The following is a 13,362-nucleotide window of genomic DNA, read 5'->3' as shown; positions in this document are numbered from 1 at the left end:
AGAAAGAAGAAGGAAGAAGAAGAACTGGAGTTGAAGGAGAGAGTTTTCTGATCACTAATTATCCGGACATGATATTAGTTATTTGGTGGTGATGCATAGTAATGGTAAAGGAAGCACCGGGAGTGTTGGAGAAATTAAAAAATATATATCCTCACCATTACCATGCAGGACTACCAGCTATTTTTGCTAATCACCTACCTAGAGGAGGTAATTATAGCGGTTTTCATTAATATAGAATACAGCTGTCAGGTCTGTAACTTATTAAAATTAAAACATACTTATATTTTGTCTGTAGTCTACCTTTGTGAAAACCGCTATAATATTGCTTGATTATTCTGCTTCATCATCATCATAAACCAAAGGTCTAGTTAAACACAATGGACGTAATTTTTACTTGAAAGTAGATATTTCCTAAGTTTTTACACAAACGATACCATATGATATCAATTTGTCTATACTAGCTTATAGCCCTGTGCGCAGGCAACAGCTCATCTGGCAACAGCTCATCTGGGGGAATAAATTGCCGTTTGCGCAGCATTCCGAAGGAATAATATAAGATTTTTAGCTATTTGGCCACTCCTGCAATTTGTAAATATACCAGCGCTCATTGCTATATATCATGTTCCCCCTCCGGGGGAGCTACGAATTGCGGATAATCAGTTATAAAAAAACTTCTGGCCTTGAAGCTTTCTTTCCCTTCTGCCTTCCCCTCCTGGGAGGGGGAGGGGCGAGGGGTGGGTTGCCTTCTGCCTTCCTTCCTCCAAAGTGTAAGTATTCAACCAAACATGATATTACCCTCTGAGCAAGAAATCATCTTTACTAATAGATGCAATATTAGTTAGATTAGCAAATTCACCCCCACTGCCAAATTCTGCTTCTGTACCGTTAGCATTGTAGAACAATTTGCCGTTGTTGCTGTTATAAACAATAAATGCTTCTGAAGTTTCTGCCTCTGCATCACTGGTAACTATATCAAATTCAGCATTGACACTAAAACCTGTTCCTGAGTCACTGGTAATAGCTGTAAATGTACTTTTGTCTAGGAGAATAATATCTTGTCCTGGAACAAAGTCAGTAATGTCATCTATTCCAATATCGTCTGAGTCAAATTCATCATTTGTATTGAAAATAAAATGGTCAATACTTGCTCCACCAATGAGAGTGTCATTACCCGCACCACCATTAAAGCGATCGCGTCCTTGACCACCAACGAGAGAGTCGTCACCATTACCACCAAAGAGGTGATCGCTACCGAGACGACCTTGTAGGGTATCGTTGCCCTCTTTTCCATAGAGGAAGTCATTACCTCGACTACCAATAATTTGGTCATCACCACCACGACCATTTATGGTGTCATTACCTGCTAGACCTGTAATAGTATCGTTTTCATTTGTACCATTGAGAATATCACTTTTAGGAGTACCAGTAATTTGTGGTGAGTTTTGCAATTCTACTGCACCAATATCAACCCCCTCGCCTACAAAACGTGGTTCACCTCGTTGATCGGTGGTAAGTGAGTTGGGATTACTACCTGCATCAATGGCAGGACTATTGGGTAAAGGTAAGGTTAAGGTTTGGCCACCGTTGTCAACTAGGTTTCCAAGTAGAGGGTCAGTGACACCTGTTTGGTCATTGTCACCGTTGAAGATATTGATAGCATTACCTATACCAATAAGATTATTGCCACCACTGATAATAGTATTATTAGTTCCTATAGAATCAAAATCAGTGCTGAAATTACCAGAGACAATGGTAGAAGTTACAATAGTAGTGGGGTTAAATCCTAATTCATCAAGAGCTTTAGTGAGAATGCCACTTCCTTGATTTTGTTGACCCCCATTAGCAGTAATTGTACTATTACTGATGCTAGTCGTGCCAGCATTGTAGATACCACCACCATAGTTAGATATGCCTTCGGTAAAAGTGCTGTTGATAACATTAGTTGTACCTGTGTTATAGATACCACCACCACTATTAGCTGAATTGGTACTAAAAGTGCTATTACTGACATTTGTTGTGCCTGAGTTTCTGATGCCACCACCTGCTAAAAATGTAACATTGCCACTAAGAGTGCTGTTGTTGATAGTAGCTGTACCTAAGTTATTGATTCCACCACCGTTATAAGCAGAATTTTCACTAATATTACTGTTGGTAAGACTAGCTGTACCTAAGTTGTCGATACCACCTCCATCATTTAGATATGCTGAGTTGCCACTAATATTGCTATTGCTAATATTTGCTGTACCTGAGTTTCGGAACCCACCACCACTATTTGCTGAGTTGCCACTAATAGTGCTATTAGTTATATTTGCTGTACCTAAGTTGTCGATACCACCACCATTACCATCCACAGAATTATCACTAATCGTACTATTAGTGATAGTAACTGTGGATGCTAGGTTAAAGATACCACCACCATTAGTTCCCGAATTACCAGTGATCGTACTGTTACTGATATTGAGTGTAGCAAAAGAGTTATCAATACCACCACCATTACCATCCACAGAATTACCAGTGATCGTACTGTTGCTGATATTGAGCGTACCAAAAAAATTGTTGATACCACCACCAAGTATATCTGCTGAATTACCACTAATAGTGCTATTGCTAATATTAACTGTACCGGAGTAGTTATTGAGAGCACCTCCTCCTGGAGAATCATTGGCAAAACCACCAGTAATTTCTACATTTTCCAACTGTAGGGCAGCATCTGACAAAACATGAAACACCCGATCGCCTAATCCTTCTATACCCCCCGCATCAATAACAGCTTTTTCATCTCCCTGTGAAATAACTGTTATTTCTCCACCACCAGCAACAATATCTAAATCTCCTGTGGCAGCAGCATCTTCGTCACTTCCTGAGATAGTTAGATTATATCTTTCTCCCGCAGTCAGTTGAATTGTGTCATCTTCCGGGGTACTATTAGCTTCAATAATTGCTTCCCGCAGAGAAGTCACACCATCACTATCATCTACTACATCATCAGTAGTATCTACCACAATATTTGCCAACACCCCTGCATAACTCGCCCTCACTTCTGGGGTAAATGCCAATGCTGACTTGAGTTGACCAAATATTAGTTCTAAATTCCAGTTACCACCTCTGTTAACATTTCCAGTCAGTGTTTCGGAAGCAGCAATATTTGCTCCTGTGAGTTGATGTAGTTGTCTGATAAATTCTTTACCTTCTTTACCACTTCCTACCTGACAACCATAAATCAATATTTCTCCACCACCAGACAAACATTTGCCCCACTGTTGAATACTCTCAGCATATTGATGAATATTGTCTAAATTCAGGAGACTATTTCCCAAGTACAAACTACCTTTTGCGCCATGAGAAATAATATGAACAGTATCCACATCACAACATTCACCCAGACCTTTAGATATTTGGTCTATACCATTTTGATTGGGTTGTAGGATAACTGTTTTTGTCTGATGGTCAACCTGTGAGATGAGGCGATTGTAATTTTCTACCTTGGAGTCGATGAATAATAGTTTGGTTTGATTCATAATTTTATAGGGTTTTTCAAGTACCAGAAAAAAATTATAAATATTCTAACACTAACACTGATGCGAGCGCAACAAATTCCTGCTTTGTGAAAATTTTATATTTTTAGAATTACACATAGTGATTAATTTTATCAGTAGTCTTGCATAGTAATGGTATACAGGAAAAAGGAATGCCTGGCACGGGAGCAAGATACTCCCACTGTTCTCCTAACAAACATTGCCAGAGAATGGACGACCATTACAATGCACTACAACCATTTTATCCTCTCAGGAAGAAATCATTCTCACTAATAGATGCAATATTAGTTAGATTAGCAAATTCACCCCCACTGCCAAATTCTGCTTCTGTACCGTTAGCATTGTAGAACAATTTGCCGTTGTTGCTGTTATAAACAATAAATGCTTCTGAAGTTTCTGCCTCTGCATCACTGGTAACTATATCAAATTCAGCATTGACACTAAAACCTGTTCCTGAGTCACTGGTAATAGCAGTAAATGTATTTTTGTCCAGCAGAATTATATCTTTTTCTGGCACAAAATCAGTGATGGTATCTACTCCCACATCTTCTGGGGTAAATTCTTGATTGGTATTGAAAATAAAACGGTCAATACTTGCTCCACCAGTCAGGGTGTCGTTACCTGTACCACCATTAAAGCGATCGCGTCCTTGACCACCAACGAGAGAATCGTCACCATTACCACCAAAGAGGCGATCGCTACCTAGACGACCTTGGAGGGTATCGTTACCGTCTTTGCCAAAGAGGCGATCGTTACCTCGACCACCAATAATTTGGTCATCACCACCACGACCGTTAATAGTGTCATTACCTGCCAGACCTCTAATGGTGTTGTTTTCATTTGTACCATTGAGGCGATCGCTTTGAGGAGTACCAGTAATTTGTGAGGTTTGCAATTCCACTGCACCAATATCAACTGCACTGCCTACAAATCGTGGTTCCCCTCGTTGGTCAGTATCAAGGTTATTGGGGTTACTACCTGCATCAATGGCGGGACTATTGGGGAGAGGTAAATGGGTGAATGTGGGCCCACCATTGTCTGCTAGGTCTGCAAGTAGAGGGTCTGTGACACCTGTTTGGTCGTTGTCACCATTGAAGTTATCAATGGCGTTACCAGTGCCAATTAGATTATGGTCTTCACTGGTAAGGGTGTTGCTATTTTCTACAGAGTCAACGTCACTGTTAACATTACCAGAGATAATGCTAGAGGTTACAGTGGCATTGGCGTCAAAGGTGAAGAAGGAGTAGTTAGTCTCATTATAAAGATATGCTGCTTTTTGGAGAATACCACTCCCTAAGCCTGAAGGAGCTTCATTACCAGTAATGGTACTGTTGCTAATGCTAGCTACACCAAGGTTGCCGATACCGCCTCCACCACCGTAGGATGCTGAATTGCCACTAATAGTGCTGTTGTTGATAATAGCTGTAGCACCTAAGTTGTAAATACCTCCACCATAAAATAATGTTGAATTACCACTAATAGTGCTGTCGGTGATATTAATCGTACCATTAGAGTTTCTGATACCACCACCACGAGGATTTGAGTTATTACTGATAGTGCTGTTGCTGATATTAGCTGTACCTGAGTTGTTGATTCCTGTTGAATTGCTGCTAATAGTGCTGTCGCTAATAATAGCTGTACCTGAGTTATTGATTCCACCATTTGAATTACCACTAATAGTGCTGTCGCTAATAGTAGCTGCGCCTGAGTTGTTAATTCCACCCATTAAATTACCACTAATAGTGCTGTCGCTAATAATAGCTGTACCTGAGTTATTGATTCCACCATTTGAATTACCACTAATAGTGCTGTCGCTAATAGTAGCTGTACCTAACGAGTAGATTCCTGCACCGTCAAAGTCTGCTGAATTACCACTAATGTTACTGTTACTGATACTGACGATGCCATAGCGGTTTAAAATGCCTCCACCAGAAGTATTGCTAAAATTTCCACTAATAGCGCTGTCGCTAATAGTAGCTGTACCTGTGTTGTAGATTCCTCCACCATAAAATGCTGAGTTATCACTAATAGTGCTGTTGCTGATATTAGCTGTACCTGCGTTGTGGATACCTCCACCACCATCAATCAAGAAATTTTCTAAATTTCCACTAATAGTGCTGTTGTTGATACTAACTGTACCTGAGTTATAAATACCACCACCTGAATTACCAGTTACAAACCCACCAGTGATTTCTACATTTTCCAACTCTAGGGCAGCATCTTCCAAAACATGAAACACCCGGTTACCTAATCCTTCGATACCCCCAGCATCAATAACAGCTTGTTCTTCTCCCTCTGAAATAACTGTTATTTCTCCACCTCCAGCAATAATATCTAAATCTCCTGTAGCAGCAGCATCTTCGTCACTTCCTGAGATAGTTAGATTATATCTTTCTCCCGCAGTCAGTTGAATTGTGTCATCTTCCGGGGTACTATTAGCTTCAATAATTGCTTCCCGCAGAGAAGTCACACCATCACTATCATCTACTACATCATCAGTAGTATCTACCACAATATTTGCCAACACCCCTGCATAACTCGCCCTCACTTCTGGGGTAAATGCCAATGCTGACTTGAGTTGACCAAATATTAGTTCTAAATTCCAGTTACCACCTCTGTTAACATTTCCAGTCAGTGTTTCGGAAGCAGCAATATTTGCTCCTGTGAGTTGATGTAGTTGTCTGATAAATTCTTTACCTTCTTTACCACTTCCTACCTGACAACCATAAATCAATATTTCTCCACCACCAGACAAACATTTGCCCCACTGTTGAATACTCTCAGCATATTGATGAATATTGTCTAAATTCAGGAGACTATTTCCCAAGTACAAACTACCTTTTGCACCATGAGAAATAATATGAATTGTCTCTACCTGATGGTATTTACCTAAGTTTTCGGCTATTTGGTTTATACCATTTCCATTGGGTTGTAGGATAAATACTCTTGTATCAAGGTCAATCTCTGAAATTAAATGACGGTAATTTTCTACCTTAGAGTCGATGAATAAAAGTTTAGTTAAATTCATAATTGTGGAGGATTTTAAAGGAGTATTAATTAATTCAATCAATAACAGATTGTCCATTGCCATCTACTTTTTCTTTATTAAAAGTTTAGATTTTTCTAGCTCAAAAATTCTCTATTTTATTAACCTGATGTTAACTATAAGCACATTTGCTCAACACCAAAAAATTAATTATTCAAATGCGCCATATTTGGTGTAAAAGTGAAAACAGAAACAGTCAAACGATGAATTATGAAAATATTAATGGCCATGATGCAATGAGAGTTGATATCAACTTAAGCATTAATTGACAAAAAAATCAGAGATTATAGCAGAAGGAAGAAGGAAGAAGGCGATTAGTTATTTAGGAAAGAGGGAAGAATCTTGCGTTGTCTGAGTTTTAAATTTTTGATATGTCCGCGGCCTTTCCTTCGACTGCTATATCAGACTTAGGCAGGAATTCCTCTAATGTAGAAAGTTGTTAAATTACGATAAACTATGAACATACAGACAGTTGCAACACAACCTTTTAGTGACCAAAAACCAGGCACTTCAGGACTCCGCAAAAAAGTGCCAACCTTTAAACAACCCCGCTATCTAGAAAACTTTATTCAGTCTATCTTTGATAGTCTAGAAAACATTCAAGGTCAAACATTTGTGCTTGGTGGTGATGGTCGCTATTACAACCGTCAGGCGATCCAAATAATTTTGAAAATGGCTGCTGCTAATGGGGTGGGTCGAATGTTAGTGGGTCAGGGTGGTATTCTTTCTACTCCTGCTGCTTCCTGTATTATTCGTAAAAATCAAGCCTTTGGTGGTATAATCCTTTCTGCTAGTCATAACCCAGGTGGACCTGAAGAGGACTTTGGTGTTAAGTACAATATTAGTAATGGTGGTCCTGCACCGGAAAAAGTGACAAGTGCCATTTATGAACGCAGTAAAGTTATAGATAGCTACAAAATAATGGAAGCTGCGGATATTAATTTAGACCAATTGAGCAGTCATCAGTTAGGGGAAATGACTGTAGAAGTTATTGACTCTGTGGCAGACTATGCTGAGTTGATGGAATCATTGTTTGATTTTGGCAAAATATCAGAACTACTCAAGTCTGGTAAGTTTCGGATGTGTATGGACTCATTACACGCTGTGACTGGAGGTTATGCTAAAGATATTTTTGAGCAACGGTTAGGTGCTCCCGCAGGTACGGTGCAAAATGGTATACCTCTAGAAGATTTTGGTGGAGGACATCCAGACCCGAATTTGGTATATGCTCACGACTTGGTAGAGGTCATGTTCGGAGATAATGCTCCTGACTTTGGTGCTGCTTCTGATGGGGATGGCGATCGCAATATGATTTTAGGTAAAAATTTCTTTGTGACTCCTAGCGATAGTTTGGCAGTATTGGCGGCTAATGCTAAATTGGTTCCTGGATATAGTTCTGGTTTGGCTGGTATTGCCCGTTCAATGCCAACTTCAGCAGCACCAGATCGAGTTGCAGAGAAAATGGGTATTAACTGTTATGAAACTCCAACTGGTTGGAAGTTTTTTGGTAATTTGTTAGATGCGGACAAAGCTACTCTTTGTGGTGAGGAGAGTTTTGGTACAGGGTCTAATCATGTGCGGGAAAAAGACGGACTTTGGGCAGTTTTGTTCTGGTTGAATATTTTAGCAGCACGGCAAGAGTCTGTAGAAGATATTGTGAAGGAACACTGGAAAATTTACGGTCGCAATTATTATTCTCGCCATGACTATGAAGGGGTAGAAACAGATAAAGCTAATACTTTGATGGGAAATTTGCGTTCCCTATTATCTTCTCTTCCAGGAAAGAAATATGGTCAATATGAGGTGAAATATGCTGATGATTTTAGCTATACTGACCCAGTAGATGGTAGTGTAAGTGCAAAGCAGGGTATTCGTATTGGTTTCACTGATGGTTCTCGCATTGTGTTCCGACTTTCAGGTACAGGTACTCAAGGTGCAACTCTGCGGTTATATGTGGAAAGTTATGAACCAGATGCTAGCAAACATGATGAAGATACTCAAGCAGCATTATCTGCTTTGATTGGTATAGCAGACGAAATTGCTCAAATTAAAAATCTTACAGGTAGGGAAAAACCCACTGTAATTACCTAATTTTTTAGGTAGGAGGCAAGAGGTTGATTTAATTAGGATTTACGCACCTGCAACGTATTTTTGTCCGAAGCGACCGACAGGGTTTGCGCAGCAGTCCGGAACGAAAAGCAATCTCTAGTCCTAGTTTTTCGTACCTCATGCGTAAGTCCTGTTTTTGTTAGTTTTCAAGATAATTTACATACGGAGATACATAGTTATGTTAGAACCAGCAAAAACTGTAGAGTTATTTCACAAACATCTAGATCAAAAAACTTTTGCACCAGGAGATGTAATTTTTGAAGATGGGCAAAAAGCTGATGTAATGTATGGAATTATTGAAGGAGTAGTCGAATTATTTGTTAATGGTCAAGTTGTGGAAACGATTAAAAAAGGTGATGTTTTTGGTGAAGGAGCGCTAGTTCACGAAGAACATATTCGAGCTTCTACTGCTATTGCTAAAACAGAATGTAAATTAGCTTATCTTGACCAAGAACGCTTTTTATTTGTAGTTCAAGAAACACCTTTATTTGCCCTGTCTGTAATTCGGAGTTATTCCGATCGTCTTCGTCGCTTTAAGCATTCTATCTAGTTATTAATATCATGTTCGGTTGAATAGACATCTCCAGAAAAGAGGGAACAGGGAACAGGGAACAGGGAACAGGGAACCCACCCCTCGCCCCTCCCCCTCCCAGGAGGGGAATAATTGATAATTTATCATTTTTTTTGTGGGTTTAATACCCCACCGTCAACGGGGGTGTTCACGCATTACTTGGGGGAGCGTAGACGCGGAGCGGCAGGTCGTTGACTATCCCCATGTAATTTTCCTCCTGTCTCCTGTCTCCTGTCTCCTGTCTCCTTCTTCAAGGATAAGAATTGATTTTATTTTTGATTTTTACCAGATATCTAATACTTATAAATAACTGTTGTGAGGAGTCAGGAGTCAGGAGTCAACCCACCCCTCGCCCCTCCCCCTCCCAGGAGGGGAAGAAAAGAGGAATACACAGGAAATATTGGAGATGGGGTATTGATAATTTCAGTATTTCTTTGGTACTGTCGGTACTATCAGTCCTTAAGTTTTATTATAACTGATTATCCGCAATTCGTAGCTCCCCCGGAGGGGGAACATAACATCAGCTATTTATTATCAACTTGATAAGTGTAAAAAAAAATTGGTGACGAGCTTTTTCAGTTTAACTATATGCTCTTAATACCATTTTCAAAAAATACTGTTACAGTGCTTTATTCTGTTGTTAGAGGTCTTGAGATTGGGTGCATCTCATATTTGCAAAAATACTTTTTTCCTATATATTCCCTGTTGCCTGTTGCCAGATGAGCTGTTGCCTAAAAATGATAAATTGTTGGCTTTATTCAAAATTGAGATGCACACTTAAGATTAATACTGTAGCGACCTTTTTTGAATTTGGTATAACAATAATATATTTGACAAATTGATAGTGTATGTTAAGGCACAGAAATCCAGAAGTTAATTTGGTAAGTTATCCATAAAGTCAAACACAAAACTAACGTGCCGATAATTTCATCCATTCCATAATGAATTAAAAATTTGTTCTGATATAATACTGAGGTTGTAATTAACTAAAAATACTCCTAATGAGCAAGAAAAAACCACAATAAATTGGTGATTACTCAGTCTCCAAATTTGTAACTAAACTGCATGAATACTTGAGGAAGTTCTCAAGCTTATTATGAAGTAATGTAGGGATAAATTATTAGGTAAACTAGGAACTTCAGATAATACTGAAGAAGAAAGAGAAGTAACTCAATAAATGAAAATAGTTACTAAAAAAATGTCTTTTTTTTGGTGCTCTAAATGACGTTTTTTCAGCTGCAGATAGATTAGTTAATGCTCAAAGTATGGTATCAGAAATGGAATTGGATGAAGATTTGTATGGAAATACAGTAGAAAATTAGTGCAAACAGCTTTGTCCTAATATCTCAAAGTATATTGAATGCTAGGAAATTATCGACTAAACCATAAGTAAGTAACTTATTCTCAAAGGGAGAAATAAATGGCTAAGAATTTACTCGAACAACTACGAGAAGTAACCATCGTTGTTGCGGATACAGGCGATATTCAAGCAATCGAAAAATTTCAACCACGGGATGCTACTACTAATCCCTCATTAATTACTGCTGCAGCTCAGATGCCACAGTATCAGGAAATTGTGGATGAAACTTTGAAAAAGGCAAGGGAAGAGTTGGGGACAGATGCTACTCCTTCTGATGTGGCAAATTTAGCATTTAAGAGACTGGCAGTTGCTTTTGGACTTAAGATTTTACAGATTATTCCAGGGCGAGTATCTACAGAAGTTGACGCACGACTATCCTACGATACAGAATCAACTATAGCTCAAGGACGAGATTTAATCGCTCAATATGAAGCAGCAGGAGTTTCTCGCGATCGCATATTGATTAAAATCGCTTCTACCTGGGAAGGTATCAAAGCAGCAGAAGTATTAGAAAAAGAGGGTATTCACTGCAACTTAACCCTACTCTTTGGTCTGCACCAGGCGATCGCTTGTGCTGAAGCTGGCGCAACTCTGATTTCTCCCTTTGTAGGTAGAATTTTAGACTGGTACAAAAAAGAAACTGGGCGAGACTCTTATCCTCCTGCGGAAGACCCCGGTGTATTATCTGTGACTCAAGTCTACAACTACTACAAGAAATTTGGTTACAAGACTGAAGTCATGGGAGCTAGTTTCCGCAACATTGGTGAAATCACAGAATTAGCAGGTTGCGACTTGTTGACTATTTCACCTGGTTTGTTGGGTGAGCTAGAATCAACTACAGGGGAACTACCAACGAAACTTTCTGTTGAGAAAGCAGCTGAGTCTGATGCCGAAAAAATTGCCTTAGACAAAGAAACCTTTGACAAGATGCACGCTGAAAATCGGATGGCATCTCAAAAATTGGATGAAGGCATTAAAGGTTTCTCTAAAGCATTAGAATCATTGGAAAATCTGTTGGCAGAACGCTTGACTCGCCTAGAGGGAGTCACTCATGCAGCAGAAGATATTTTCCATATCTATGACTTAGATGGTGATGGTTTCATCACTCGTGAAGAATGGGCAGGAACTGATGCTGTATTTGATGCTCTAGATATCAATCAGGATGGTAAAATTTCTCCAGAGGAAATGGCATCTGGTTTAGGAGCTGTATTCCAATTGGCGAAGGTTTAGTCCTCAGATAGCAGTTAGCAATTAGCCAATTTAATTGTTGGCCAGTGGGAGTATCCTGCTCCCATTTCTTGATTTAATTGGGAGCAAGGCGGTAACATTATTAGGACAGGACTTACGCATAACCACCACATCTAGTAGGGGTGATTTCCTACGGAATGCTTCGCAAACGCTAATCACCCCTACAGATAGCGTATAATTCTACATTTTGCGTAAGTCCTGTAGGACTTATATCAAGTTCTGATAATTATAGGACTTACGCAGTACAACCTATTTTCGTCATTGCGACTGACAGGGAAGCAATCTCTAATGCCATTTTTTCCTACCTCATGCGTAAGTCCTGAATTAGTTATAATCAAGTTTTTCTTTGTAGTTGGGCTTGAGCAAGTCAAATACTTATATTAATTAGGGCTAAAGCCCAACTACGAGCCTAATTATAACTGGTATTTGCAAACCGAATTACTTTATTTGACGCTTCTTTCGGAAAGAAAATACTCCAAAAGCAGTAGCAAATAATCCTAATGTTGCAGTAGGTTCTGGTGTAGAAGCACTGGCAGTAAGCTGGACATTATCAACTAAAAGTCCAGAATCACCGAAAGCATTATCTGCATCTGCAACTCCAAACCCGAGAGTATAAGTTCCAGTCTCAGAAATCTCATAAGAAAAACTTTGATATCCTGTTTCGTCAAAGAAGAAAGTTTCAGAAGTAACAACATCAGAGGAAGTATCAGCTAATATCTTTAAGAAAGAATTATCTAATTCATCACCTGAAAGAGAGACAAAAGAAAAGTCATTAAAAATATCTTCAGGCTCACAGACACCATTTTGTACATCCAATAGAGTACATTCATCTGTCAAAAAGTTGAAATCAAATGTTAGAACATCTCCAGCATTTGCCAAAAAAGTTTGCTTGATAGCAGAACCTTCAAAAGGTATGCTACCTGATAAATCTTCCAGACTGCCAACAGACAACCCTAAGAATTCTTCAATCTCATCATTACCTACAGCAACTATATCGTTCAAAATGAACGCATTAGACTCTCCATCTGAGGGTGGTATACCAAAATCACTATCCACAATAGTAGCAGCACCAAGTATACTCCAGTCATTTAAACCATTTTCAAAACCACCATTCTTAATTCCAAATACAGGAGGTTGAGGTTCAATAGGAGGGGGTGGTAGAGGTATAAAATCACCAACAAATTGACCACCATTCTCTTCTATAAATAGGCGGTGTTCTGTAATTCCAGTAAACCAAGATATATCACCAAATTGGCTGGTTTCAGTAGAACCACCAGAAAGAACACCAGCAATTAATAACTCATCATCTACTTCTACTAGAAGCGGACTACCACTATCAGCAGGAGCAGTAGTTCCCTCATTTGTTAGAGGTGAAGAACTACTATCGACACTGATTGAAGAAGGAGACAGGAGACAGGAGACAGGAGACAGGAGGAAAATTACATGGGGATTCTAACCCCAAGTAATTTTGAACACCGTGTAGACGGTGGGG

General features: G+C 39.3%; 6 protein-coding genes. 3 read left to right on the top strand and 3 right to left on the bottom strand.

Annotation, left to right across the window (positions count from 1 at the left end):
* Window positions 1-791: 791 nt before the first annotated feature.
* Window positions 792-3,518 carry a DUF4347 domain-containing protein gene (locus tag D5R40_RS02800; protein ID WP_124154203.1) on the bottom strand — a complete coding sequence of 909 codons (2,727 nt, stop codon included), beginning with the start codon at window positions 3,516-3,518 and terminating at the stop codon, window positions 792-794.
* A 259-nt stretch (window positions 3,519-3,777) separates the two neighbouring features.
* Window positions 3,778-6,627, bottom strand: coding sequence for a DUF4347 domain-containing protein (locus tag D5R40_RS02795; RefSeq protein ID WP_124154202.1), 2,850 nt, complete (start codon window positions 6,625-6,627; stop codon window positions 3,778-3,780).
* Between the two features lie 411 nt (window positions 6,628-7,038).
* Here D5R40_RS02795 and D5R40_RS02790 point away from each other — a divergent pair, with 411 nt between their 5' ends.
* The 3 genes from D5R40_RS02790 (at window position 7,039) to D5R40_RS02780 (ending at window position 11,852) form a co-directional block, all read left to right on the top strand.
* A complete protein-coding gene (locus D5R40_RS02790; protein WP_124143107.1) occupies window positions 7,039-8,673 on the top strand; it encodes an alpha-D-glucose phosphate-specific phosphoglucomutase in 1,635 nt (544 codons plus the stop codon).
* A gap of 196 nt (window positions 8,674-8,869) precedes the next feature.
* Entirely contained in the window at window positions 8,870-9,241 is a 372-nt protein-coding gene (locus D5R40_RS02785) for a cyclic nucleotide-binding domain-containing protein (RefSeq protein WP_124143108.1), read from the top strand.
* 1,441 nt (window positions 9,242-10,682) lie between these two features.
* Entirely contained in the window at window positions 10,683-11,852 is a 1,170-nt protein-coding gene (locus D5R40_RS02780; protein WP_124143109.1) for a transaldolase, read from the top strand.
* 456 nt (window positions 11,853-12,308) lie between these two features.
* Here D5R40_RS02780 and D5R40_RS34430 read toward each other — a convergent pair whose 3' ends face one another.
* A complete protein-coding gene (locus D5R40_RS34430; protein WP_161564911.1) occupies window positions 12,309-12,926 on the bottom strand; it encodes a PEP-CTERM sorting domain-containing protein in 618 nt (205 codons plus the stop codon).
* Between the last annotated feature and the right edge of the window lie 436 nt (window positions 12,927-13,362).

The organism is Okeania hirsuta (genome assembly GCF_003838195.1).
In the GTDB taxonomy this organism is placed as follows: Bacteria; Cyanobacteriota; Cyanobacteriia; order Cyanobacteriales; family Microcoleaceae; genus Okeania; species Okeania hirsuta.
The sequence above is the reverse complement of the archived record's forward strand: the minus strand, read 5'-3'. Positions and strand labels throughout refer to the sequence as shown.

Bases quoted from the DNA above. Each gene is read 5' to 3' on its own strand.
- D5R40_RS02795 (WP_124154202.1), bottom strand. From the start codon at position 6,627: ATGGCAATGGACAATCTGTTATTGATTGAATTAATTAATACTCCTTTA.
- D5R40_RS02785 (WP_124143108.1), top strand. From the start codon at position 8,870: ATGTTAGAACCAGCAAAAACTGTAGAGTTATTTCACAAACATCTAGAT.
- D5R40_RS02780 (WP_124143109.1), top strand. From the start codon at position 10,683: ATGGCTAAGAATTTACTCGAACAACTACGAGAAGTAACCATCGTTGTT.
- D5R40_RS02800 (WP_124154203.1), bottom strand. From the start codon at position 3,518: ATGAATCAAACCAAACTATTATTCATCGACTCCAAGGTAGAAAATTAC.
- D5R40_RS02790 (WP_124143107.1), top strand. From the start codon at position 7,039: ATGAACATACAGACAGTTGCAACACAACCTTTTAGTGACCAAAAACCA.